The 23,365-nt window shown below is 66.1% G+C and carries 21 protein-coding genes; 13 read left to right on the top strand and 8 right to left on the bottom strand.

Annotation, left to right across the window (positions count from 1 at the left end; all coding sequences use genetic code 11):
- Positions 1–12 precede the first annotated feature (12 nt).
- From ATO6_RS17275 to ATO6_RS17265, 3 genes are all read left to right on the top strand, one after another.
- The gene (locus tag ATO6_RS17275; protein WP_088625284.1) at positions 13–1,278 is read left to right on the top strand and encodes a glutamate-5-semialdehyde dehydrogenase; all 1,266 of its coding nucleotides are present in this window, start codon (positions 13–15) and stop codon (positions 1,276–1,278) included.
- A 165-nt stretch (positions 1,279–1,443) separates the two neighbouring features.
- Complete coding sequence (gmk, locus tag ATO6_RS17270; RefSeq protein WP_088625283.1) at positions 1,444–2,085, top strand: guanylate kinase; 642 nt, start codon at positions 1,444–1,446, stop codon at positions 2,083–2,085.
- Positions 2,082–2,612: a gamma carbonic anhydrase family protein gene (locus ATO6_RS17265; protein WP_088625282.1), complete on the top strand. Its 531-nt coding sequence runs from the start codon at positions 2,082–2,084 to the stop codon at positions 2,610–2,612. The genes gmk and ATO6_RS17265 overlap by 4 nt, the downstream gene beginning before the upstream one ends.
- A 7-nt stretch (positions 2,613–2,619) precedes the next feature.
- On the opposite strand, the gene ATO6_RS17260 is transcribed toward ATO6_RS17265, so the two are convergent.
- A complete protein-coding gene (locus tag ATO6_RS17260) occupies positions 2,620–2,865 on the bottom strand; it encodes a DUF1330 domain-containing protein (protein ID WP_088625281.1) in 246 nt (81 codons plus the stop codon).
- A 227-nt stretch (positions 2,866–3,092) separates the two neighbouring features.
- Between ATO6_RS17260 and ATO6_RS17255 the strand changes: the two genes are divergently transcribed.
- The 8 genes from ATO6_RS17255 to ATO6_RS17220 all read left to right on the top strand — a co-directional run bounded on the left by ATO6_RS17255 (position 3,093) and on the right by ATO6_RS17220 (position 11,681).
- The gene (locus ATO6_RS17255; RefSeq protein WP_088625280.1) at positions 3,093–4,160 is read left to right on the top strand and encodes an ATP-binding protein; all 1,068 of its coding nucleotides are present in this window, start codon (positions 3,093–3,095) and stop codon (positions 4,158–4,160) included.
- A gap of 149 nt (positions 4,161–4,309) precedes the next feature.
- Positions 4,310–5,353: a substrate-binding domain-containing protein gene (locus tag ATO6_RS17250; protein ID WP_088625279.1), complete on the top strand. Its 1,044-nt coding sequence runs from the start codon at positions 4,310–4,312 to the stop codon at positions 5,351–5,353.
- 135 nt (positions 5,354–5,488) lie between these two features.
- Positions 5,489–6,955 (top strand): phosphate ABC transporter permease subunit PstC, encoded by a 1,467-nt coding sequence (gene pstC, locus ATO6_RS17245; protein ID WP_088625278.1) that lies wholly within the window; start codon positions 5,489–5,491, stop codon positions 6,953–6,955.
- Entirely contained in the window at positions 6,952–8,316 is a 1,365-nt protein-coding gene (gene pstA, locus ATO6_RS17240; protein ID WP_088625277.1) for a phosphate ABC transporter permease PstA, read from the top strand. The genes pstC and pstA overlap by 4 nt, the downstream gene beginning before the upstream one ends.
- Before the next feature lie 14 nt (positions 8,317–8,330).
- Positions 8,331–9,128 carry a phosphate ABC transporter ATP-binding protein PstB gene (gene pstB / locus ATO6_RS17235; protein ID WP_088625276.1) on the top strand — a complete coding sequence of 266 codons (798 nt, stop codon included), beginning with the start codon at positions 8,331–8,333 and terminating at the stop codon, positions 9,126–9,128.
- A 13-nt stretch (positions 9,129–9,141) separates the two neighbouring features.
- Positions 9,142–9,888 (top strand): phosphate signaling complex protein PhoU, encoded by a 747-nt coding sequence (gene phoU, locus ATO6_RS17230; protein ID WP_088625275.1) that lies wholly within the window; start codon positions 9,142–9,144, stop codon positions 9,886–9,888.
- Positions 9,889–9,890: 2 nt separating this feature from the next.
- Positions 9,891–10,577, top strand: coding sequence for a phosphate regulon transcriptional regulator PhoB (phoB, locus tag ATO6_RS17225; RefSeq protein WP_088625274.1), 687 nt, complete (start codon positions 9,891–9,893; stop codon positions 10,575–10,577).
- A gap of 342 nt (positions 10,578–10,919) precedes the next feature.
- Positions 10,920–11,681 (top strand): autoinducer binding domain-containing protein, encoded by a 762-nt coding sequence (locus ATO6_RS17220; protein ID WP_088625273.1) that lies wholly within the window; start codon positions 10,920–10,922, stop codon positions 11,679–11,681.
- 437 nt (positions 11,682–12,118) lie between these two features.
- Here the strand turns inward: ATO6_RS17220 and tsf are convergent, their stop codons facing one another.
- The 3 genes from tsf to ATO6_RS17205 form a co-directional block, all read right to left on the bottom strand.
- Entirely contained in the window at positions 12,119–12,994 is an 876-nt protein-coding gene (gene tsf / locus ATO6_RS17215; RefSeq protein ID WP_088625272.1) for a translation elongation factor Ts, read from the bottom strand.
- Between the two features lie 85 nt (positions 12,995–13,079).
- Positions 13,080–13,844, bottom strand: a complete 765-nt coding sequence (rpsB, locus tag ATO6_RS17210; RefSeq protein WP_088625271.1) for a 30S ribosomal protein S2 — start codon at positions 13,842–13,844, stop codon at positions 13,080–13,082.
- A 175-nt stretch (positions 13,845–14,019) separates the two neighbouring features.
- Positions 14,020–14,946 carry an NAD(P)-dependent oxidoreductase gene (locus ATO6_RS17205; protein WP_254919199.1) on the bottom strand — a complete coding sequence of 309 codons (927 nt, stop codon included), beginning with the start codon at positions 14,944–14,946 and terminating at the stop codon, positions 14,020–14,022.
- A 42-nt stretch (positions 14,947–14,988) separates the two neighbouring features.
- Here ATO6_RS17205 and ATO6_RS17200 point away from each other — a divergent pair, with 42 nt between their 5' ends.
- Positions 14,989–17,460, top strand: a complete 2,472-nt coding sequence (locus ATO6_RS17200) for a penicillin acylase family protein (protein WP_088625269.1) — start codon at positions 14,989–14,991, stop codon at positions 17,458–17,460.
- 62 nt (positions 17,461–17,522) lie between these two features.
- Positions 17,523–18,467: an aldo/keto reductase gene (locus ATO6_RS17195; RefSeq protein ID WP_088625268.1), complete on the top strand. Its 945-nt coding sequence runs from the start codon at positions 17,523–17,525 to the stop codon at positions 18,465–18,467.
- A 305-nt stretch (positions 18,468–18,772) separates the two neighbouring features.
- On the opposite strand, the gene hflX is transcribed toward ATO6_RS17195, so the two are convergent.
- The 4 genes from hflX to trkA form a co-directional block, all read right to left on the bottom strand.
- Complete coding sequence (gene hflX / locus ATO6_RS17190) at positions 18,773–20,047, bottom strand: GTPase HflX (RefSeq protein ID WP_088625267.1); 1,275 nt, start codon at positions 20,045–20,047, stop codon at positions 18,773–18,775.
- Positions 20,044–20,283 (bottom strand): RNA chaperone Hfq, encoded by a 240-nt coding sequence (hfq, locus tag ATO6_RS17185; RefSeq protein ID WP_088625266.1) that lies wholly within the window; start codon positions 20,281–20,283, stop codon positions 20,044–20,046. The genes hflX and hfq overlap by 4 nt, the downstream gene beginning before the upstream one ends.
- 129 nt (positions 20,284–20,412) lie before the next feature.
- On the bottom strand, positions 20,413–21,933 hold the full coding sequence (locus tag ATO6_RS17180; protein WP_088625265.1) for a TrkH family potassium uptake protein: 1,521 nt from the start codon (positions 21,931–21,933) through the stop codon (positions 20,413–20,415).
- A gap of 3 nt (positions 21,934–21,936) precedes the next feature.
- Positions 21,937–23,313: a Trk system potassium transporter TrkA gene (gene trkA / locus ATO6_RS17175; protein ID WP_088625264.1), complete on the bottom strand. Its 1,377-nt coding sequence runs from the start codon at positions 23,311–23,313 to the stop codon at positions 21,937–21,939.
- Between the last annotated feature and the right edge of the window lie 52 nt (positions 23,314–23,365).

Here is a 23,365-nt window from a genome sequence, read left to right as displayed (position 1 = left end):
AAGGGACGCGAAATGAAGGACATGGAGAACATCCCCGACCTGATGCGCGAGATTGGCGAGAAGGCCCGCAAGGCCTCGGCCGTGCTCGCGACCGCGGCCCCGGACCGCAAGCACGCGGCCCTGATCGGTGCGGCGGAGGCCATCTGGCAGCGCCGGGAAGAGATCATCGACGCCAACTGCCTCGACCTCGCCTATGGCGAGGAAAAGGGGCTGTCCAAGGCGATGATGGACCGGCTGGCGCTGGACGAGGCGCGGATCCGCGGCATCGCCGACAGCCTTCGGGCCGTGGCCGAACAGCGCGATCCCGTGGGTGACGTGATCGCGGAATGGGACATGCCGTCGGGCCTGCACATCCGCCGCGTGCGCACGCCTCTGGGCGTGATCGGGGTGATCTACGAAAGCCGCCCGAACGTGACGGCGGATGCGGGGGCGCTGTGCCTGAAGTCCGGCAACGCGGTGATCCTGCGCGGCGGATCCGAGAGTTTCCACTCGTCAGGCGCGATCCACGCCTGCCTCGTCGAGGGACTGCGCCAGGCGGGCCTGCCCGAGGACGCGATCCAGCTGGTGCCGACCCGCGACCGGGCGGCGGTCAGCGAGATGCTGGGCATGGTGGGACACATCGACGTCATCGTCCCGCGCGGCGGCAAGGGGCTGGTCGGTCTCGTCCAGCGCGAGGCGCGGGTGCCCGTGTTCGCGCATCTGGAGGGCATCTGCCACATCTACGTCGGTGCCACCGCGGATCCGGCGATGGCGGTCGAGGTGGTGCTGAACGCCAAGACCCGGCGCACCGGCATCTGCGGCGCGATGGAATGCCTGCTGGTCGACTGGCGGTTCTACACCCAGCACGGCCCGATTGTGGTCGAGGCGCTGGTCAAGGCCGGTGTCGAGGTGCGCGGGGCCGGGGAGCTGACGAAGGTCGCGGGCGTGGTGCCGGCGCAGGCCGAGGATTTCGGCAAGGAGTTCCTCGACATGATCTGCGCGGCCAAGCTGGTCGACGGGCTGGACGAGGCGATCGACCATATCCGGACCTATGGGTCGCAGCACACCGAGGCGATCATCACCGAGGACGACGTGGCGGCGGACAAGTTCTTCCGCGAGTTGGACAGCGCGATCCTGATGCGCAATGCCTCGACCCAGTTCGCCGATGGCGGCGAGTTCGGGATGGGCGCGGAGATCGGGATTGCCACCGGCAAGATGCATGCGCGGGGGCCCGTCGGGGCCGAGCAGCTGACCAGCTTCAAGTACCTGGTCGAGGGTAAGGGGACGGTCCGGGGGTGACCTCGGGCGTCCACGCTCCTTGGCTGACCGGGACTTCGGGGGCTCTGCCCCCGGAGCCCCCGAGGTATTTGGAACCAGAAGAAGCAGGGGACCGGTGCGGTACGGTTGCCTGCGCGTTGGATTGATGCGACAGGGGCGGGGATTTTGGTTACCCGGAGCGGGCGCATGAGCGAGCGGCGCGGCCTTCTGATCATCCTGTCTTCGCCTTCCGGGGCGGGGAAATCCACGCTGGCGCGGCGGTTGATGGCCTGGGATCCGGCGATCCGGTTTTCGGTGTCGGCCACCACGCGCGCCCCGCGGCCCGGCGAGGTCGACGGGCGCGATTACCAATTCATGGACGAGGCGGGGTTCAAGGCGCAGGTCGCGGGCGGCGGCATGCTGGAACATGCGCATGTGTTCGGGAATTTCTACGGCTCGCCCCGCGCCGCGGTGCAGGAGGCGATCGAGGCCGGGCAGGACGTGCTGTTCGACATCGACTGGCAGGGGGCCCAGCAGATCCGGAACTCGGCGCTCGGGATGCACACGCTGTCGATCTTCCTGCTGCCGCCGTCGATCCGCGAGCTGCACCGTCGCCTGCGCGAGCGGGCGCAGGACAGCGAGGACGTCATCGCGCGGCGGATGCAGCGGAGCTGGGACGAGATCAGCCACTGGGACAGCTACGACTACGTCCTTGTGAACGACGATCTGGACGCGACGGAAGAGAAGCTGCGCGCCATACTGACCGCGTCGCGGCTGAAGCGGTTGCAGCAGCCGGGGCTGACCGAACATGTGCGTGCCCTGCAGGCGGAATTCGAGGAGATGTCATGACGATCTACGCTTTCGAGGAGTGGGTGCCGGAAACGCCCGAGGACGGCGATTTCTGGGTGGCGCCCGATGCCAACGTGATCGGGCGGGTGGTGCTACGCTCCGGCGCCTCGGTCTGGTTCGGCGCGACGCTGCGTGGCGACAACGAGGTGATCGAGATCGGCACGGGGTCGAACGTGCAGGAGAATACGGTCATGCACACGGATCCGGGCTGTCCGCTGGTCGTCGGGGCGAACTGCACCATCGGGCACAAGGCGATGCTGCACGGCTGCACCATCGGTGACGGCACACTGATCGGCATGGGCGCGACGGTGCTGAACCGGGCGGTGATCGGCAAGAACTGCCTGATCGGGGCGGGGGCGCTGATCACCGAGGACAAGGTGATCCCCGACAATTCGATGGTTCTCGGCAGTCCGGGCAAGGTCGTGAAGGAGCTGGGCCCGGAATGGGCGGCGCGGCTGGCGAAATCGGCCGAGAGCTACCAGGACAAGATGCGCCGGTTCCGGGTCGGGCTGAAGCCGGTCGGCTGAGGACGCGTCAGGCGCTCAGCGCCGGTTCGCGGCTGATCGCGCGGAAGAGGTCGGAGCCCATGAAGGCATGGGCGCTTTCCGCATTCTCGAATTCCATCATCACCGCCTGATCCGGCCGCGGCAGCGTGGACACGTCGCTGAGCGGGTGCAGGCGGAAGTGCTGGCGGTCGGCCAGCGTGTCGAGCCGGGTCCGGAATTCGCGAAACCCCTGGTCATCGCGGAAACGGGTATGCGTGATCACGTAGCACGGCATCTTTCGGCGCCTCATCCCCAGCACCGCACTCGGGCGGCGACGTAATCATCGTCAGCCGTCTCGACACCCTTGCGCAATGGGGGGCACTCGCCGCATCGGGCCGGGCGGCGGAATGACGCGGATGCGCGGCGTCGGATGCCGGAAAAACGTGCACGACCTGTCCGGCGCTGGCCTCGACCGGCGCGACGCGGCATATCTGCGGCGACTCACCCGGAGGGACCGCGCTGATGACCGATACGATACCCGCCCTCATGCAGGCGCTGCCGCTGCCCGCCGTGCTGATTGGCCGGACCGAGCGGATCCTTGGGACGAATGCCGGAGCCTCCGCCCTGTTCGGCGAGGGGATCGACGGGCGCCACTACATCACGGCGATCCGTCAGCCGGCCGTGCTGGACGCGGTCGAGGGCACGATGGGGGACCGGCGGGTGCGGCGCACACGGATGCTGACCCGGAATGAGGGTCAGGACATGACCTATGAGGTACAGAGCGCCTGGCTGGGGATCCCCGGTGCCGAGGGCGTGCTGCTGTCGTTTCAGGACGTCACACATATCGAACAGGCGGGCCAGATGCGGCGCGACTTCGTGGCCAATGTCAGCCACGAGCTGCGGACACCGCTGACGGCACTGCTGGGGTTCATCGAGACGCTGCGCGGCCCGGCGCGCGAGGATGCGGTGGCGCGGGAGCGGTTCCTCGGGATCATGGCGGCCGAGGCGCAGCGGATGGAGCGGCTGGTGGCCGACCTGCTGTCGCTGAACCGGGTCGAAAGCGAAGAGCGGATGCGGCCGCGCAGCTGGGTGGATCTGGTCGGGCTCGTCGGGTCGGTGCTGCGGCGCCTCGATCCGCTGGCGCAGGGGGCCGGTGTCACGCTGACCGGTGCGCTGCCCGAAGGCGAGCTGGAGGTGCCGGGCGACGAGGATCAGCTGCGGCAGGTGGTCACCAACCTGGTCGAGAACGCGATCAAGTATGGGGCCAGCGGCGGCGAGGTGACGGTCCGGCTGACGGGTGAGGCGCAGGTGGCCGCGCTGCGCGGTCCGGGTGCGGTGATTTCGGTCGAGGATGACGGGCCGGGAATCGATCCGATCCATCTGCCGCGACTCACCGAACGGTTCTACCGCGTCGACGACCACCGCTCGCGCGAGATGGGGGGGACCGGGCTGGGGCTGGCCATCGTCAAGCATATCGTCAACCGGCACCGGGGGCGTCTGAAGGTGGAAAGCGAGCCGGGGCAGGGCACGCGCTTCTCGGTTACGCTGCCTGTTCAGGTCGTGACCGGGGCAACCGATCCGGCGGAATAGGCGGGAGGAGGCCGGTTCCGCTGCGTCATCCTGCGCTGTCATGAAACTGTTACGTGAGTGTCACAAAAGCATTGCGCCCGCCCTCTAGCACGCGGACAGGGCCACCGGGGGATGGTGGCCGACTGACAGCTGACAAGCAGGAGCACTAGATGCATTCCATGAAACTCACCGCCTCGGCGCTGGCCATTGCCGCTCTTTCCGCCGGTGCTGCCGCAGCGCGGGATCAGGTGCAGGTCGCAGGGTCCTCGACGGTCCTTCCCTACGCCTCCATCGTCGCCGAAGCCTTCGGCGAAAACTTCGACTTCCCGACCCCGGTCGTGGAATCGGGCGGCTCCTCGGCCGGTCTGAAGCGCTTCTGCGAAGGCGTGGGCGAGAACACGATCGACATCGCCAACGCATCGCGCGCGATCAAGGAAAGCGAAGTGAAGGCTTGTGCCGACGCAGGCGTCACCGACATCATCGAAGTCCGCATCGGCTATGACGGGATCGTCTTCGCCAGCCAGCTGAACGGCCCGGCCTACGACGCGTTCGAGCCCGCCGACATCTTCAACGCCCTTGGCGCGAAGGTGCTGGTCGACGGCAAGCTGGTCGACAACACCTACACCCAGTGGAGCGAGTTCAACGCGAACCTGCCCGCCGAAGACATCCTGGCCTTCATTCCGGGCACCAAGCACGGCACCCGCGAAGTGTTCGAGGAAAAGGTCATCGTCGCGGGCTGTGAAGCCACCGGCGCCTTCGAGGCCTACATGGCCGAGAACGGCGGCGACAAGAAAGCCGCCGCCAGCGCCTGCATGGAGCTGCGCACCGATGCCAAGTCGGTCGACATCGACGGCGACTACACCGAAACGCTGGCCCGCATCGACGCCAACGCCAACGGCATCGGCGTCTTCGGCCTGGCGTTCTACGAGAACAACACCGACAAGCTGAAGGTCGCGACCATTTCGGGCGTCGAAGCCACGACCGAGACCATCGCATCGGGCGACTACCCGGTGTCGCGTCCGCTCTACTTCTACGTCAAGAAGGCGCATATCGGCGTGATCCCCGGCCTGAAGGAATATGCCGAGTTCTTCGTGTCCGACGACATGGCAGGCCCCGACGGCCCGCTGTCGGAATACGGCCTCGTGTCGGATCCGGAACTGGCGGACACCCAGTCGATGGTGTCTGACGAGCAGACCATGGGTCAGAGCATGTAAGACCGGTTTCCGGGCGGTGCCACCGTGCACCGCCCGGACCGCTTCCGTCCGGCCATTCCCCTGAATGGATCTGCTGCCGCGGGGACCGGACGGCTTTGACTGACGAAATCTTTCACAGACCCCGGTGAACACCTCATGTCTGCAAGCATTATCGTCCTGATCGTCCTGGCCCTGGCCGCGGTCGGGTTCTTTGTCGGGCGCGCCCGTGCCCTCGCGACGGCCGGCGGTGAAATCCGCAGGCTGCATTCGCTTCCCGGCTACTATGGCTACAACGTCCTGATCTGGACGGTCGTGCCGGCGCTCCTTGTTCTGATCCTCTGGCTGGTCGCCCAGCCGATGCTGATCGAGAACCGGGTCAAGTCGATGATCCCGGAAGACGCCTACGCCGACAGCGGCGCGCTGTCGCTCATCATGTCCGACGTGCGCCGGGTGGCGGACGGGCTGGACATGGCCGTCGCGCAGGGCGTCATCGGCGCGGGCGAGGCCGAGAGCATCGGCCCGGACGACATCCGCGACCGGCTGGCCGGTGTGGGCGTCGCGCTCGGCTCCGACGTGAGCGAAAGCACGCTGGCCGCCGCGCAGCGCTACCGTGCGATGAACGCGACCGGCACTATGATCCGCAGCGTCGTGATCCTGCTGATCGCCGCTGCCGGGTTCGGGATGGCCTACATGCGCACCGGCGCCGACTTCCGCGCGCGCAACAGCGTCGAGAAGGTGTCGCTGGGCCTGCTGATCGGCGCGGCCTCGATCGCCATCCTGACGACGGTCGGGATCGTGCTGTCGCTGGTCTTCAACACCATCGAGTTCTTCAAGCTCTACCCGGCCAGCGAGTTCTTCTTCGGCCTGACATGGTCGCCGTCCTTCGGCGGCGGGTCCGAGCTGGGCATTCTGCCGCTGTTCTGGGGCACATTCTACATCTCGCTGATCGCACTGGCCGTGGCCGTCCCGATCGGCCTCTTCGCCGCCGTCTACCTGTCCGAATACGCCAGCCCCAAGGTCCGCGCGGTTGCCAAGCCGCTGCTCGAGGTGCTGGCGGGTATCCCGACCATCGTCTACGGCCTGTTCGCTCTGCTGACGGTGGGTCCGCTGCTGGTCGACATCTTCGGCCGCGACGGGGCCATCGGCGTGAACTGGATGAGCGGCGGGACGGCGGTGATGACCGCGGGCCTCGTGATGGGCATCATGCTGATCCCCTTCGTGTCCTCGCTGTCCGACGACATCATCAACGCAGTGCCGCAGGCGATGCGCGACGGGTCGCTCGGCCTGGGCGCGACCCGGTCGGAAACCATCAAGCAGGTCGTCCTGCCCGCCGCCCTTCCGGGCATCGTGGGCGCCATCCTGCTGGCCGCCAGCCGCGCCATCGGCGAGACGATGATCGTGGTGCTGGGGGCAGGGGCCGCGGCCAAGCTGTCCATGAACCCCTTCGACGCGATGACCACCGTCACCGCCAAGATCGTCTCTCAGCTGACCGGTGACGCGGATTTCGCCAGCCCCGAGGCGCTGGTCGCCTTCGCGCTCGGCATGACGCTCTTCGTCATCACGCTGGGCCTCAACATCTTCGCGCTCTGGATCGTGCGGAAATACCGGGAGCAATACGAATGACCGACGCCGCAACCCCCATGCCGGGCGCAACCCCCGGCAAGCGGTCCTCCGGCTCGCTGCTGGAACTGGACGCCCGCACCCGCAAGCGCAACGCCGCCGAGGCCCGGTTCAAGATCTACGGCATCATCGCCATCGGGATCGGCCTGCTGTTCCTCGTCGCGCTGCTGTTCGCCATCGTGCGCAATGGCACCCCGGCCTTCACCCAGACCTTCATCTCGATCCCGGTCGAGCTTGACGAGGCCAAGCTGGACAAGACCGGCAACCGCGACCGCGAGGAGATGGCCAAGGTCACGACCTTCGGCTACGCCCCGCTGGTCGACACAGCGCTGGCAAAGGCGCTGGCCGACAAGGGGATCGAGAACCCGTTCGAAAAGGAAAAGGACCTGCGCAAGCTGGTCTCCGACAGCGCAGCCTCGCAGATCCGGGACGTGGTCCTGGCCGATCCGGCGCTGGTCGGGCAGACGGTCGAGTTCCGCCTGCTGGCCGCCAGCCGTGTCGACGGCTACATGAAGGACCGCGTGACCCGTGAGAGCCTAGCCCGCGACAAGAACCTCGACGCCGCGCACCTCGACCTGGTCGACGCGATGGCGGACAAGGGCCTGCTGGCCAAGTCGTTCAACTGGGACTTCGTGTTCGGCGCCGACGCCTCCGAGAAGCGGCCGGAGCAGGCCGGGATCGGGGTCGCGATGATGGGCTCGTTCTTCATGATGCTGGTCGTGCTGTTCCTCGCGCTGCCGATCGGCGTGGCCGCGTCGATCTACCTCGAGGAATTCGCCCCCAAGAGCCGCTGGACCGACCTGATCGAGGTGAACATCTCGAACCTCGCCGCCGTGCCATCCATCGTCTTCGGTATCCTCGGCCTGGCGGTCTTCATCCAGTTCGCGGAACTGCCGCAGTCGGCGCCTATCGTCGGCGGGCTGGTCCTGACGCTGATGACGCTGCCGACGATCATCATCTCGACCCGCGCCTCGCTCAAGGCCGTGCCGCCGTCGATCCGCGATGCGGCGCTCGGGGTAGGGGCCTCCAAGATGCAGTCGGTGTTCCACCATGTCCTGCCGCTGGCTATGCCCGGCATCCTGACGGGAACGATCATCGGCCTCGCTCAGGCACTCGGGGAAACCGCGCCGCTGCTGCTGATCGGGATGGTGGGCTTCATCGCGTCGAACTATCCGGACGGGTTCACCGACGGTTTCCTGTCCCCGAACTCGGCAATGCCCGCCCAGATCTACGAATGGGCCAAGCGGGCCGATCCGGCCTATTACGAACGGGCATGGGGTGGCATCATCATCCTGCTGCTGTTCCTCATGACCATGAACATCATCGCCATCATCCTGCGCCGCAAATTCGAGCGCCGGTGGTAGAAAGGGCTGTGAAGATGTACGACTCTCCGAAGACAGGGACCGCCGTGGACCAGAAAGACATCAAGATCACCGCACGCAAGGTGCAGGTCTATTACGGCGACACGCACGCCATCAAGGACGTGGACGTCCAGATCGAGGACAAGACCGTCACTGCGTTCATCGGTCCGTCGGGCTGCGGGAAATCGACTTTCCTGCGTTGTATCAACAGGATGAACGACACAATTGATATCTGCCGGGTCGAGGGAGACATCCTTCTCGACGGCGAGGATATCTATGACAAGCGCGTCGATCCGGTCCAGCTGCGCGCCAAGGTCGGCATGGTGTTCCAGAAGCCGAACCCGTTCCCCAAGTCGATCTACGACAATATCGCCTATGGTCCGCGCATCCACGGCCTTGCCAAGAACAAGGCGGAACTGGATGAAATCGTTGAGAAATCCCTGCGCCGCGGGGCGATCTGGAACGAGGTCAAGGACCGTCTGCATGCGCCCGGCACCGGACTGTCAGGCGGCCAGCAGCAGCGTCTGTGCATCGCGCGCGCCGTTGCCACCGAACCCGAGGTGCTGCTGATGGACGAACCGTGCTCGGCGCTCGACCCGATCGCGACCGGCCAGGTCGAGGAACTGATCGACGAGCTGCGCGAGAACTTCAGTGTCGTGATCGTCACGCACTCCATGCAACAGGCCGCGCGGGTCAGCCAGAAGACCGCGTTCTTCCACCTTGGAAACCTTGTGGAATACGGTGAGACCTCCCAGATCTTCACCAATCCCAAGGACCCGCGGACCGAAAGCTACATCACCGGCCGGATCGGCTGAGGAGGACAGGACCATGAAGGAACAGCACATCGCGAGCGCCTTCGACCGCGACCTGGAGGCGATCCAGGCCCGCATCATGAAGATGGGCGGACTGGTCGAGGCCGCGATCCTCGAAGCCGCGCAGTCGCTCGAGGACCGGGACGAGGAACGCGCCGAGACGGTGCGGGCAGGGGACCGGGCCATCGACGAACTGGAAGAGATGATCAACGAGGACTGCGCCCGCCTGATCGCGCTGCGCAGCCCGACGGCAATCGACCTGCGCATCGTGCTGTCGGTGATGAAGATCGCCGGCAACCTCGAACGGATCGGCGACTATGCCAAGAACATGGCCAAGCGCACCGGCGTCCTGATCCAGATGAGCCCGATCGAAGGCAGCCACGCCGCGCTGCGCCGCATGGCGCGCGAGGTGCAGCTGATGCTGAAGGACGCGCTCGACGCCTACATCCGCCGCGATGCGGCGCTGGCGGCGGACGTCATCCAGCGCGACCGGGACATCGACCAGATGTACAACGCGCTGTTCCGCGAATTCCTGACCTTCATGCTCGAGGATCCGCGCAACATCACCGCCTGCATGCACCTGCATTTCATGGCCAAGAACAACGAACGCATGGGCGATCACGTGACCTCGATCGCCGAGCAGGTGATCTATCTGGTCTCGGGCGTGAAGCCGGACGAGAACCGGCCCAAGGGCGACAAGACCTCGGTCGATCCGTCGATCGCGCCCACGATGGCCTATGCCGACACTGACGAGGACGACTGAGAATGGCCGACCAACCCACCGTTCTGGTGGTCGAAGACGAACCCGCGCAGCGCGAGGTTCTGGCTTATAACCTGGAGGCCGAGGGCTTCCGTGTGTCCAAGGCCGCCAACGGCGAGGAGGCGCTTGTCCTCGTCGCCGAGGCGCAGCCGGACGTGATCGTGCTGGACTGGATGCTGCCCAACGTCTCGGGCATCGAAGTGTGCCGCCAGCTCAAGACGCGCAGTGAAACGCGCGGCGTGCCGATCATCATGCTCTCGGCGCGATCCGAGGAAGTGGACAAGGTCCGCGGCCTGGAGACCGGCGCCGATGACTACGTGGTCAAGCCGTACAGCGTCGTCGAGCTGCTGGCGCGCGTCCGTGCGCAGCTGCGCCGCTCGCGGCCGTCGTCCGTGGGTGAGCGGCTGGAGTTCGACGACATCATCCTCGACAGCGATACGCACCGCGTCACGCGCGCCGATCAGCCGCTGAAGCTGGGGCCGACCGAGTTCCGGCTGCTGTCGACGTTCATGGAGAAACCGGGCCGCGTGTGGTCGCGCGAGCAGCTGCTGGACCGTGTCTGGGGCCGTGACATCTACGTGGATACGCGGACCGTCGACGTGCACATCGGACGGCTGCGCAAGGCGTTGTGCCAGTTCGGTGGTGACGATCCGGTCCGGACGGTGCGCGGGGCGGGATATGCGCTAGGATGATGGCATCCCGGTCGGTTCATACGTTTATCGTGTAATCGGTATTATGTAAATATCCGACTAACACCCCGACCAGTCCCTGAGTATCCTGACCTTAATATCCTGTGTAATCAGCGCCCTGCGGAACGGTTTGCGTGGCGTCGTTCTTCTGACCCGGCCTCTGGTCGATCCGACGACGTCACCGCGCGCGCAGGTCTGGCCACAAGAGAGGAAAGTTGCGCCTGCATGGCTCGACAACCGAGGATTGCTGCGAGTAAGGTCTGGCGTGCCCGTGGACCCGGCCTTTACCGCGCTCCCTTGGGGCTTTCCGATTCCTGACCAAGTCTTTGGCTCCACATGACAGTGATGACCACAACGCGACGCGATTACCTGGAGCAGATCACCAATGCCCCCAGCATCGAGGAGCTTTGGTCGCTGCACTGCGCCAAGATGGCCGACTACGGCTTTGACCGTCTGCTCTACGGCTTTACGCGCTACCGCACGAACACGTCGCTTGGCGACCCGGAAGACTTCGTCATTCTGACAAACCATTCAACGGCTTACACCGACGTCTTCATGGGGAAAGGCCTGTACTTCCATGCCCCCATGGTCAAATGGGCGCTGTCGAACGAAGGCGCCTGTTCGTGGCGTGTCGCGGCCGAGATGATGACCACCGGCACGCTGACGGAAAGCGAACGCAAGGTGTTGGAATTCAACCGTTCCATGAACGTCACCGCCGGCTACGCGATAAGCTTCAAGAGCATCTCGCCCCGGACCAAGGGCGCGATCGCACTGACCGGCAAGCCCGGCATGACCCAGGACGACGTGGACGCGATCTGGGAAGAATACGGGCGTGACATCGTCATCTTCAACAACGTCGCACACCTCAAGATCCTGACCCTGCCCTATTCGGGCCCGGCCCGCGAACTGACCAAGCGCCAGCGCGAGGCGCTGCAATGGGTCGGTGACGGCAAGACCACGCAGGACATCGCGCTGTTGATGGGTCTGACGGCTGCGACGGTGGAAAAGCACCTGCGACTCGCCCGCGAGAACCTGAACGTGGAAACCACGGCGCAGGCGGTGCTCAAAGCGGCCTTCCTCAACCAGATGTTCGTCATCGAAGCGTAGGAATTTCCGCGTCCGGACTGCTTTCCGGGTAAGGAATACCATGCTTTTCGGGGGCTTGGCGCAGGATTCTTACCGAAGGGTATGGATTCCCATACTTTCGTGACGCCACGTCAAAGGGCAATCTGACCGTGTTCCGTGAGTGGTGGCCTTGAGGCCATGGAGCATCCGGACCGGACCCTTGGAATTGCAAGGCTCTGCGGTTCGGCCGGGTTTTCCCGGAGCTGGCCGGAGGTGTATTGATCCGCCTCCGGTCGGCATATCGATCCGCTCTCCCAACATCCCCATCCAGGGGGGCGGTCGAGATGCGAACGGTGTCGGCAGGTCCGGCACCGTTCTGCATTTCAGGGCAATGACGGGGCAAAGCAAAAGCCGCCAGCACGCGGCTGACGGCTTTCGTATTCTCTGCAACGGGCAGGGACGCGCCCTGCCCTGCGGGATCAGACCTGAGCGGCCTTCGCGACTTCGGCTGCGAAGTCCTCTTCCTTCTTCTCGATGCCTTCACCGACTTCGAGACGGACGTAACCGAGGATCTCGACGCCGGCGTCCTTTGCTGCGTCCGCGACGGTCTTGTCCGGGTCGATGACAAAGGCCTGGCCGAGCAGCGTGACCTCGGCGAAGAACTTCTTCATCCGGCCCTTGATCATGTTCTCGATGATGTTCTCGGGCTTGCCGGATTCACGCGCCTGCTCGGTCAGGACCGAACGCTCGCGCTCGACCAGCGCCGGGTCCAGATCGGCTTCGGACAGCGATGCCGGGTTGGCGGCGGCGATGTGCATCGCGACCTGCTTGCCGAACGCCTCGTTGTCGCCCTTCAGCGCGACCAGAACGCCGATCTTGCCCATGCCGTCGGCGGCCGCGTTGTGCACGTAGGACACGACCTGATCGCCTTCGATCTTGACCATCCGGCGCAGGGTCATGTTCTCGCCAATGGTGGCGATCTTGTCGGTCAGCGTGGCTTCGACGGTCTTGCCGTCCACGGTTGCGGTCTTCAGCGCCTCGATGTCCGACACGTTCAGCGCGGCATCGGCAAAGCTTTTGACCATGGCCTGGAAATCGGCGTTTTTGCCGACGAAGTCGGTTTCCGAGTTCACCTCGAGCGCGACGCCCTTGCCACCTTCGACGGCGACGGCGACGAGGCCCTCGGCGGCGGTACGGCCGGATTTCTTGGCGGCAGTGGCCAGACCCTTGGTGCGCAGCCAGTCGATGGCCGCTTCCATGTCACCGTTGGTTTCGGTGAGGGCCTTCTTGGCATCCATCATGCCTGCGCCGCTCTTTTCGCGCAGTTCTTTCACCTGTGCGGCAGTGATCGCCATCTCGGGATCTCCTTATCGGTCTTGAACGGATTGTCCGGCCGCGGGTCTGCCCGCAGCCGGTAAAAGTTTGATGACGGCGCGCAGCTTACGCTTGTGCGTCCTCGACAGCCTCTTCGACCGGGGCCTCTTCCATGGCGCCGATGTCGACGCCTGCGGCGCCCATCTGGGCCGACATGCCGTCCAGAGCGGCGCGGCTGGCCAGATCGGTGTAGAGCGCGATGGCGCGGGCCGCGTCATCGTTGCCGGGGATGATGTAATCCACGCTGTCGGGCGAGCAGTTGGTGTCGACGACGGCCACGACCGGGATACCCAGTTTCTTGGCTTCGAGGATGGCCAGCGCTTCTTTCTTGACGTCGATGACGAAGAGCAGGTCCGGCAGACCGCCCATTTCGCGGATGCCGCCCAGCGAAGCCTGCAGTTTGGCCTGCTCGCGTTCCATGCCAAGACGTTCTTTCTTGGTCAGGCCCTCGGCGCCGCCTTCCATCTGCTCGTCAATCGCCTTGAGGCGGTTGATCGACTGGGACACGGTTTTCCAGTTGGTCAGCGTGCCGCCGAGCCAGCGGTGGTTCATGTAGTACTGCGCGCATTTCTCGGCGGCTTCGGCGACGGGCGCTGCGGCCTGACGCTTGGTGCCGACGAACAGGACGCGGCCACCCCGTGCGACGGTGTCGCGGATGACGTTCAGAGCGGCGTCCAGCATCGGAACAGTCTGCGTCAGGTCGATGATGTGGATGCCGTTGCGCGCGCCATAGATGAACTCGCCCATGCGGGGGTTCCAGCGCTGCGTCTGGTGGCCAAAGTGAACGCCAGCTTCAAGCAGCTGACGCATGGAGAACTCAGGAAGAGCCATGCTTCTCGTATCCTTTCCGGTTTCATGCCTCGGCGGGGATCGACCATGTGGTCAACCGGCGGACATGCGGGGATGTCTCCCCCGCAGGCCCAACCCCGCCAGCGGAGTCAGTGCGCGCGCATTACACCGGGTCGCGGGGATGCGCAACCCCTGCCCTGCCCGGATGCTCCGGCGCTCAGCCGGCGTCGGTCAGGCGCTTGAACAGGCTCGACGTGTCCCAGCGACCGCCGCCCATCTTCTGGACGTCCTTGTAGAACTGGTCGACCAGCGCCGTCACCGGCAGGCTGGCCTCGATCTCGTTCCCTGTGGCGAGGCAGATGCCAAGGTCCTTGCGCATCCAGTCGACGGCGAAGCCATGGTTGAACTCGTCCGCCAGCATCGTCTTGTAGCGGTTCTGCATCTGCCAGGACCCCGCGGCCCCCTGAGAGATGACCTCTACCACCGCCGCGCCGTCCAGCCCGGCTTTCTGCGCGAAATGCAGCGACTCGGCCAGACCCTGCACCAGTCCGGCGATGGCGATCTGGTTGCACATCTTGGTCATCTGACCTGCACCGCTGTCACCCAGACGACGGCAGATCTTGGCATAGGCGTCGATCACCGGCTCGGCCGCGTCATATTCGGACTGGTCGCCGCCGCACATGACAGACAGCGCGCCGTTCTCGGCCCCCGCCTGCCCGCCCGAGATCGGCGCGTCGACGAAACCGAAGCCGCCATCCTTGGCCGCTGCGTAAAGTTCTCGCGTCACCTTCGCCGACACGGTGGTGTGATCGACGAGGATCGCGCCCGCCTTCATGCCCGCGAATGCCCCGTCCTCACCCAGACAGACCGAGCGGAGGTCATCGTCATTGCCCACGCAGGTCATGACGAAATCCGCCCCCTCCGCCGCCTCGCGCGGGGTCGGCGCGGCCTTGCCGCCATGCTCGGAGGCCCATTTCTCGGCCTTGGCGCCGGTGCGGTTATAGACCGTCACGTCATGCCCCTTCGCCGCGAGGTGCCCCGCCATCGGGTATCCCATGACGCCCAAACCTATGAATGCGACCTTGGCCATGACTTTCTCCTGTCCTTGTGATGCCCTAAAGACTTGTCGGGCGGCGGACGGAATGGCAAGGCCCGAGGCAAAGGTCGGAACGGCAGGACGTGGAATATGAGAACGGTCTTTCGGTGGCTCCTGAGGATCGCGGCGGGGATGGTCCTGCTGATTACCGCAGGGGTGATCGGTGTCTACTACCTCGCCTCGCGGTCCCTGCCCGATTACGACAAGACGCTGGTCGTCTCGGGCCTGAGCGGCCCGGTCGAGATCGTCCGCGACAATGCCAACGTCCCCCATATCTTCGGCGCGACGGATGACGACGTGTTCTTCGCGCTCGGCTACGCTCATGCGCAGGACCGCCTGTGGCAGATGATCACCCTGCGCCGCACCGCGCAGGGGCGGCTGAGCGAGGTCTTCGGCCTGCGCACCGTCAACATCGACAAGCTGATGCGTCGGTTCGACCTTTACACGCTGGCGCGCCGCTCGGTCGATGTTCAGGACGCGCCGACCACGCGGATGCTGGAGGCCTATGCACAGGGCGTGAACGCCCGGCTGGACGAGGTGAATCAGATGGCGCTCGGCCGTGGTGCGCCCGAGATGTTCATCTTCAACAACCCCGTGTCACCTTGGCAGCCCGCCGATTCCATCGCGATCGCCAAGCTGATGGCGCTGCAGCTGACCGGTCACCTTCAGACCGAGGTGCGTCGCGCGCGGGTGTCGCTGGCGCTGCCGGACCCGGACCGCATCATCGACCTGCTGCCGGACATGCCGGGACCGGGCATCGCCGCCCTGCCCGCCTATGCCGCGCTGTTCCCCGGCCTCGATGCGCCGCGCGTGGCCTCGGCAGAGCCCGAACGCGACCCGCTCTCGCCGGTCTTGCCGCCGGATCTGGCCGGCGCATCCAACGCCTTTGCCGCCGGGCCGTCGCGGTCGACCACCGGGGGCACCATCCTCGCCAACGACCCGCACCTCGGCCTGTCGGCCCCGTCTGTCTGGTATCTGGCGCGGCTGGAACTGACGACCGGCGGCGTGATCGGCGGCACCTTTCCCGGCCTGCCCGTGGTCCTCGTCGGGCGCAGTCCGAACCTCGGCTGGGGCTACACGACTTCCTACCTCGACGATCAGGACATCCACATCGAGGAGCTGAACCCCGACAACCCCGAGGAATACAAGACGCCCGACGGCTGGAAGGCATTCGAGACGCGGGACTCGATCGTGACCGTCAAGGACCAGACCTCGGTCACGCTGCGCCTGCGCTGGACGGATAACGGGCCGGTGCTGTCGGGATCGGACTACAAGCTGGCCGATGTCACCCCGCCGGGCCATGTCGCCTCGATCTCGTGGACCGCGCTGACGGCGGATGACACCTCGCTGACCGCCGGGCTCAAGCTGATGCACGCGAAGAACCGGTCGGAAGCCATTGCCGTGATGGAAGATTTCGTCGCGCCCTCGCAGAACCTGATGCTGGTGGATGCCGAGGGGATCGCGCTCAAGACCATCGGGCGGATGCCGCGCCGGGACGCGGATCACGACACGCAGGGCCGGATGCCCTCGCGCGGCTGGATCGAGCGGAACCGCTGGCAGGGCAGCCTGCCCTATTCCGCGAACCCGGAATTCGTCGATCCGCAGGGCGGGCTGCTGGCCAACACCAACAACAAGATCCTCGACCGCCCCTTCCCGATGCATGTCTCCTTTGACTGGGGCGACAGCCAGCGGATCCACCGGCTGCAACGCCTGCTCGGCACGCGGCAGGTCCATACGCGCGACAGCTTCATCGAGGCGCAGCTGGACACTGTCAGCTACACCGCCCGCGCCCTGCTGCCGCTGATCGGGGCCGACCTGTGGTTCACCGGCGAAGCCGCGCCCGACGGCACGCCCGAGCGGCTGCGCCAACGCGCGCTGGAGCTATTGGCCGACTGGAACGGCGAGATGAACGAGCATCTGCCCGAACCGCTTATCTATTCGGCCTGGCTGCGGGCCCTGCAGGCCCGGCTGATCGAGGACGACCTCGGCCCCCTCGCGCGGGAATTCAGCAAGGTCGATCCGCTGTTCATCGAACGGGTCTACCGCGACATCGACGGCGCTTCGGTCTGGTGCGACGTGCGCCAGTCCCAGCCGGTCGAGACCTGCACCGACATCGCCCACCTCGCGCTGGACGACGCGCTGGTGTGGATATCCGAGACATGGGGCACCGCGCTGGAATCGCTCCGCTGGGGCGACGCGCACCAGGCGGCACAGGATCACCAGGTTCTGGGCGAGGTGCCGATCCTCAAGTATTTCGTGAACATCCGCCAGTCGACCAGCGGCAGCGACAACACGCTGATGCGCGGCTCGACCCGTGGAGGTTTCGGCGCCGACGCGTTCCTGAACGTCCACGCGGCGGGGTATCGGGGCGTTTACGACTTCGCGGATCCGGACAGCTCGGTCTTCGTCATTTCCACCGGCCAGTCCGGGCATTTCCTGTCACGCCACTATGACGATCTGGCCCAGCTCTGGCGGCGCGGAGAATACATCCCCATGTCGCTGGACGAAGACCTCGCCCGCGCGGCCTCCGTCGGTGTCACGACCCTGTTGCCTGCGCGCTGAGGATTGGCATTCGCGCCGGGGGCGCTAGGGTCGGCTCCAGACACCGCATTTGGAGACGCCCCATGGAACCTGTCCGCCTTGGCCGCACCGGCCTGATGATCTCGCCCGTCGTGTTCGGTTGCAACGTGTTCGACTGGACCGTCGATACCGCCGCCTCGCACCGCCTGCTGGACCGGATGGTCGAAGCCGGGATCAACACGCTCGACACCGCGGACGTCTACAACCGCTGGGTCGAGGGTCATTCCGGCGGCGAGAGTGAGACCGTGCTGGGCAAGTGGTTCGCCGCCGACCCGTCCAAGCGCGACAAGGTGGTGCTGATCACCAAGATCGGCGGGCCGATGCCGGAGGGCCGGGGCCTGTCGGCCAAGTGGATCGAGGAGGAGGTCGAGCATTCGCTGAAGCGCCTGCAGACCGACCGGATCGACCTCTACTTCTCGCACCGCCCCGACGACAGCACGCCGCACGAGGAAACGCTGGCCGCCTACGAGCGGCTGATCCAGTCGGGCAAGGTCCGCACCATCGGCGCATCCAATTTCGACGCGCCCCGGATGGAAGCGGCCGAGGCGGCGGCCAAGGCGGGCGGCGTGACGCCCTACGGTGCGCAGCAGCCGGAATACAACCTCTACACCCGTGACGTCTTCGAGGGGCCGCTGGCGGAGTTCTGCATTGCGCATGATGTGGGCGTGATCCCGTTCTTCGGGCTGGCCGCCGGGTTCCTGTCGGGCAAATACCGGACCGAGGCCGATCTGAAGGGCCCGCGCGGGGAACGCACGATCTCGCGCTTCCTGAACGACCGCGGGTTGAAGATCCTCGCAGCAATGGACGAGGTGGCGGAAGAGACCGGGGCGAAGCATGCCGAGATCGCCCTGGCGTGGCTGCGAAAGAAGCCCGGTGTCACCGCGCCGATCGCCTCGGCCACCTCGGACAGCCAGCTGGACAGCCTCGTCGCCTCGGCCTCGCTGGAGCTGTCGGACAGCGCCATGGCCAAGCTCGACGCGGCGGGGTGATCCCGGCTCCGATGCCCCCGGCGTCAGCCGACGGACCACAGGAAGGTTTCTCCGGCACTATTATTCCAATGAGGCGGCTGGCCCGATCCCGCAGGCTGCTTTGCCCGACCGGGCGCGGAATCAAGGTGAAGCCGCCGCGCCTGGCGCCTGCCCGTCCCGGCGGGTAGGCGCTGTGTCACCCGCGCGATGACGTTCGGCAGAAGACGTGCGTGTCAGGATAAAACGCACCGATCAGTCGTGTGCGGCGCCCACCCACGGGCAGGCTTGCCCGGCCGGTCGAGTGCGGCAACACACGCGCCGCGGCATCACAAACGCCGGAACCGCGCCTCCTGCGCGGGCGTCCAGAGCACGCGGAGATGGACGCCGTCCTCCTCCTGCCGCTCTTCCTGCACCACGGCCTGATCGAACAGCCACGCCCGCCGCTTGCCATCCTCGAAGGCAAGATGCAGCTCGGCCTCGGTCCGCAGCCCGGAAATCCGCTCCGCGACTTCGCCCAGCAGTCCGTCCAGCCCCTGCCCCGTCACGGCCGAGATCGCCAGAACGCCCTCTTCCCGACCGGCGCGGCCCGACAGTTCCACCTGGCGCTCTTCGGACAACAGGTCGATCTTGTTCCAGACCTCGATGATCGGGATCTCCTCGGGCACGCCGAGGTCCTCGAGAATGTCGTTCACATCCGCCGCCTGTTCGCGCGTCTCGGGGTGCGAGATGTCGCGGACATGCAGGATCAGGTCCGCCTCCAGCACCTCTTCCAGCGTCGCGCGGAAGGCGGCGACCAGTTGGGTCGGCAGGTCCGAGATGAAGCCCACGGTGTCCGACAGGATCGCCTCGGGCCCGTCCGGCAGACGCACCCGGCGCATCGTCGGGTCGAGCGTGGCAAAGAGCATGTCCTTGGCCAGCACGTCCGCGCCGGTCAGCTTGTTGAACAGCGTCGATTTTCCGGCGTTCGTGTAGCCCACGAGCGCGACGATCGGGAACGGCACCTTCGCGCGGGCGGCGCGGTGCAGCTCGCGCGTCTTGACCACCCGGTCGAGCTGTTTCTTCAACCTGACGAGTTGTTCGTCGATGGCGCGGCGGTCGGCCTCGATCTGCGTTTCGCCGGGGCCGCCGACGAAGCCGAGCCCGCCCCGCTGACGTTCGAGGTGGGTCCAGGCCCGGACCAGCCGCGTCCGCTGGTAGGACAGCGCGGCCATCTCGACCTGCAGCACACCTTCACGGGTACGGGCACGGTCCGAGAAGATCTCGAGGATCAGCCCGGTCCGGTCCAGAAGCTTGACCTTCCATTCCTTTTCCAGGTTGCGCTGCTGGACCGGGCTGACCGGACCGTCGACCAGGACCAGTTCGACCTCGGCCGCCTCGAACATCTCCTTGAGCTCGGCGATCTTGCCGGTCCCCAGAAGCGTGGCGGGCGTCGGTTTGGACAGTCGCACGATTCCCGAACCCACGACCTCGATCCCCGGCAGCGCATGCGCCAGCGACACCGCTTCGGCCAGCGCATACTCAGGGGCATGACGCCGTTCTTCACGGGTCAGGTCCGGGTGGATGATCCAGGCGCGCGTGCCGCCCGGCCCTTCAGGGGTCAATTGTCGCCTTCGCCATCGTAAAGGTTGATCGGCGAGGACGGCATGATGGTCGAAATCGCGTGTTTGTAGACAAGTTGCGATTGCCCGTCGCGGCGCAACAGCACGCAGAAGTTGTCAAACCACGTGATGACGCCCTGCAATTTGACGCCGTTGATCAGGAAAATAGTGACGGAAACCTTCGTCTTGCGGACGTGATTGAGAAACGCGTCCTGCAGATTCTGTCGATCGGATGCCATTCGTTTATAAGCCTTTGTTCTTGCGGCCCCCGGTCAGGGCTGTCCCTTGTTCTACCTAAGTATGGAGATGGGTGCGTTGATATTCCAGCCCCATTTCCGAACCGGATTGCGGTGGAAGTGACTTTTGCGTCACTCTCGCCACAAATCGGAATTCATGAGCGCTATGATGGCAAGCAGTTCGAGCCGTCCGAGCACCATCACAGCGCAGAGGACCGATTTCGCCCATGGTCCGAGCGCTGCCAGATTGATCGGCGTTTCCGCGCCGAGCGTCATCACCGGCCCGGTCGTGGACAGCGCCGCGATGCTCATGACCATCGAATCCTCGAAGCTGGACCCGAGCGCCGCCAGCACCGCCGTCGCCGCCGCCAGCGTGATGGCAAACAGCATGAAGAAGACCCAGGCCTGCAACGCGCCCTGCCGCCGGATCCGCCGGTGCATCGCGCCGGATCCGCCGATCGAATGGGGATGCACCAGACGCTCCAGTTCCCGAAGCCCGGCAAGGTAGAGCGCGAAGACCCGCAGCAGCTTGACCCCGCCCGCCGTGGTCGCGACACCGCCGCCGACCATGGCCAGCCCCATCAGGATCATCCCCGGCGTGCCCAGACCGGACCAGCTGCGCGCGGTGTCCCATTCGGCGCTTTCGAACCCTGTGGTCGTGAGGAAGGACATGACGGTGAACACACCGCCCCAGAACGCGCGCAGGAGCGAGGTGACGTCTTCGCCGGACTGTACCTCGAAGGCGGCGATCCAGTGGCGCAGGATCATCAGCGACGGCACGGCGATGGCGATGGCTATGCCGATGCGGAACTCCGGATCGCGCCAGACCTTCTGATGCGCCCCGGCGGTGTCCGAGGAAAAGGTCATCCGCGACAGACCGAACATCAGGAACAGAAAGATCACCATCTCGCTGGCAATGCCGCCGCCCGCATATTCCACACCGCCGATGGCCGAGATGCCGCTGGTCGACATGGTGGACATGGCGTGCACGACGGCGACGAAGGGCCGGTCGCCGATCAGGATCAGGAACAGCCACAGTGCCCCGGTCAGCCCGACATAGACCGGCGCCAGCCGCCGCGCGAAGGTGCCGACGCGGCGCACCGCGCCCGCCCGCGTGAACCGGTCCAGCCGCGTGGCCGCGTCGCGTTCGGTGACCGCGGCGGTCACCTCGAACCCGCCCAGCGAGAGCGGCGCCATGACAGCCGCCGCCGCCACCCAGACGAGGAAACCGCCCATCCAGGCCACCTGCGCCCGCCACAGGTGCAGCGAGGGCGGCAGGCGGCCATGTTCGAACAGCGTCGCACCGGTGGTGGTCAGGCTCGACACCATCTCGAAATAGGCGTTGAGGAAGGTCGTCGTGCGCAGGGCGTCGTGGAACGGCACCGCCAGCAGGACCGGCAGGAAGACGAAGGTCGCCAGCAGCGCCTGCAGTGCGCCCAGATCGTCGCGATGCGGTGGCCGGGGCCGCGTCGTGCCCCGCGCAAGACCGATGACCAGCGACAGCATGAAGCCGAGGATGCCGGTGTAGAGAAAGCTGCGCGCGACGGCGAAATTCTCCACCGAGGCCGCGTGCATCGCGGGAACGAGCATCGACAGCGACGCGAGCCCCGCGAGGATCAGGAACAGCGGCTGGTGCTTGAGACGGTCGAGCATCGCTCAGAAGTAGTCGATGGAGACCTGAAGCAGGCGCTCCACCTCGGGCACGTCGGCGGCCATCGCGAACAGGACGACGACATCGCCCTCCTCGATCTGCAGCGCGCCGGTCGGCTTGACCACCTTGTCGCCCTTCAGCACGCCGCCGACCAGAACGCCCTCGGGAAATTCGATGTCGCGGATCGAGCGGCCCGAGATCGGGCTGGTCGACAGTACCTCGGCCTCGATCACCTCGGCCTCGGCGTCGCCGATGGAATAGACCCCGCGCACCCGGCCGTGCCGGATGTGGCGCAGGATCGAGGACACGGTGGTCGAGCGCGGGTTGATGTAGGCGTCGATCCCTAGCGGTCCGAGCAGCGGGACCAGCGTCGGATCGTTGATCAGCGCGATCGCCATCGGACAGCCCTGCGCCTTGGCCCGGACCGAGGCCAGCAGGTTGGTCTTGTCATCGTCGGTGATCGCGAGGATCGCGTCCGCGCGGTCCACACCCGCCTCGGCCAGCAGCGCGGTGTCCAGACCGTCGCCGTTCAGCACGATGGTCCGTTCCAGCGCGTCGGCGGCGCGTTCGGCGTTCTTGCGGTTCTTCTCGATGATCTTGGCGCGGACCTTGCGGGTGCGGCTTTCCAGCCGCCGGGCGACCGCCAGACCGACGTTGCCGCCGCCGACGATGACCACCCGTTCCTGCGTCTTCATCGACTTGCCGAACACCTCGAGCGTGCGCGGCACGTCCTCGTTCACGACGAAGACGTAGCAGTCGTCGCCCGGAAACAGCTGGTCTTCGGCCTCGGGCGCGAACAGGCGCCGGTCGCGGCGAATGCCGACCACGGTGGCGCGCAGGGTCGAGAACAGGTCGGTCAGCTGCCGCAGCGGGGTGTTCACCACCGGGCAGTCCTCGGTGATGTGCAGGCCCAGTAGCTGGGCGCGGCCTTCGAGGAACGTCTCGATGTCGAAGGCGGCGGGGGCCGACAGGCGCTGCAGCGCGGCCTCGGCCACCTCGCGTTCGGGGCTGATCACCACGTCGATCGGCATGTGATCGCGGCGGTAGAGGTCGGAATAGATCGCGTCGAGATAGGAGCGCGCGCGCAGGCGGGCGATCTTGCGCGGGATCGAGAAGATGGAGTGGGCGACCTGGCAGATCACCATGTTCACTTCGTCGGAATAGGTCGCCGCGATGATCATGTCGGCGTCACGCGCACCGGCGCTGTCCAGCACGTCCGGGTAGGAGGCGAAGCCCGCGATGCCCTGCACGTCCAGCGTCTCGGTCGCGCGCGCGACGAGGTCTGGGTTGTTGTCCACGACGGTCACGTCGTTGTTTTCGCCGGAAAGATGCCGGGCGATCTGCCACCCGACCTGCCCCGCGCCGCAGATGATGACCTTCATCTATCCCTTCCACCGGAAGCTGCCGCGTCGTCCGGGCGCGCATCCCCGCGCA

The organism is Oceanicola sp. 22II-s10i, from assembly GCF_002210105.1.
Classification (GTDB): Bacteria; Pseudomonadota; Alphaproteobacteria; order Rhodobacterales; family Rhodobacteraceae; genus Pseudooceanicola.
The sequence above is the reverse complement of the archived record's forward strand: the minus strand, read 5'-3'. Positions and strand labels throughout refer to the sequence as shown.

What these genes read in the sequence shown, in the direction of transcription:
- ATO6_RS17275 (WP_088625284.1), top strand. Translation starts at nt 13, where the DNA reads ATGAAGGACATGGAGAACATCCCCGACCTGATGCGCGAGATTGGCGAG.
- gmk (WP_088625283.1), top strand. Translation starts at nt 1,444, where the DNA reads ATGAGCGAGCGGCGCGGCCTTCTGATCATCCTGTCTTCGCCTTCCGGG.
- ATO6_RS17265 (WP_088625282.1), top strand. Translation starts at nt 2,082, where the DNA reads ATGACGATCTACGCTTTCGAGGAGTGGGTGCCGGAAACGCCCGAGGAC.
- ATO6_RS17260 (WP_088625281.1), bottom strand. Translation starts at nt 2,865, where the DNA reads ATGCCGTGCTACGTGATCACGCATACCCGTTTCCGCGATGACCAGGGG.
- ATO6_RS17255 (WP_088625280.1), top strand. Translation starts at nt 3,093, where the DNA reads ATGACCGATACGATACCCGCCCTCATGCAGGCGCTGCCGCTGCCCGCC.
- ATO6_RS17250 (WP_088625279.1), top strand. Translation starts at nt 4,310, where the DNA reads ATGCATTCCATGAAACTCACCGCCTCGGCGCTGGCCATTGCCGCTCTT.
- pstC (WP_088625278.1), top strand. Translation starts at nt 5,489, where the DNA reads ATGTCTGCAAGCATTATCGTCCTGATCGTCCTGGCCCTGGCCGCGGTC.
- pstA (WP_088625277.1), top strand. Translation starts at nt 6,952, where the DNA reads ATGACCGACGCCGCAACCCCCATGCCGGGCGCAACCCCCGGCAAGCGG.
- pstB (WP_088625276.1), top strand. Translation starts at nt 8,331, where the DNA reads ATGTACGACTCTCCGAAGACAGGGACCGCCGTGGACCAGAAAGACATC.
- phoU (WP_088625275.1), top strand. Translation starts at nt 9,142, where the DNA reads ATGAAGGAACAGCACATCGCGAGCGCCTTCGACCGCGACCTGGAGGCG.
- phoB (WP_088625274.1), top strand. Translation starts at nt 9,891, where the DNA reads ATGGCCGACCAACCCACCGTTCTGGTGGTCGAAGACGAACCCGCGCAG.
- ATO6_RS17220 (WP_088625273.1), top strand. Translation starts at nt 10,920, where the DNA reads ATGACCACAACGCGACGCGATTACCTGGAGCAGATCACCAATGCCCCC.
- tsf (WP_088625272.1), bottom strand. Translation starts at nt 12,994, where the DNA reads ATGGCGATCACTGCCGCACAGGTGAAAGAACTGCGCGAAAAGAGCGGC.
- rpsB (WP_088625271.1), bottom strand. Translation starts at nt 13,844, where the DNA reads ATGGCTCTTCCTGAGTTCTCCATGCGTCAGCTGCTTGAAGCTGGCGTT.
- ATO6_RS17200 (WP_088625269.1), top strand. Translation starts at nt 14,989, where the DNA reads ATGAGAACGGTCTTTCGGTGGCTCCTGAGGATCGCGGCGGGGATGGTC.
- ATO6_RS17195 (WP_088625268.1), top strand. Translation starts at nt 17,523, where the DNA reads ATGGAACCTGTCCGCCTTGGCCGCACCGGCCTGATGATCTCGCCCGTC.
- hfq (WP_088625266.1), bottom strand. Translation starts at nt 20,283, where the DNA reads ATGGCATCCGATCGACAGAATCTGCAGGACGCGTTTCTCAATCACGTC.
- ATO6_RS17180 (WP_088625265.1), bottom strand. Translation starts at nt 21,933, where the DNA reads ATGCTCGACCGTCTCAAGCACCAGCCGCTGTTCCTGATCCTCGCGGGG.
- trkA (WP_088625264.1), bottom strand. Translation starts at nt 23,313, where the DNA reads ATGAAGGTCATCATCTGCGGCGCGGGGCAGGTCGGGTGGCAGATCGCC.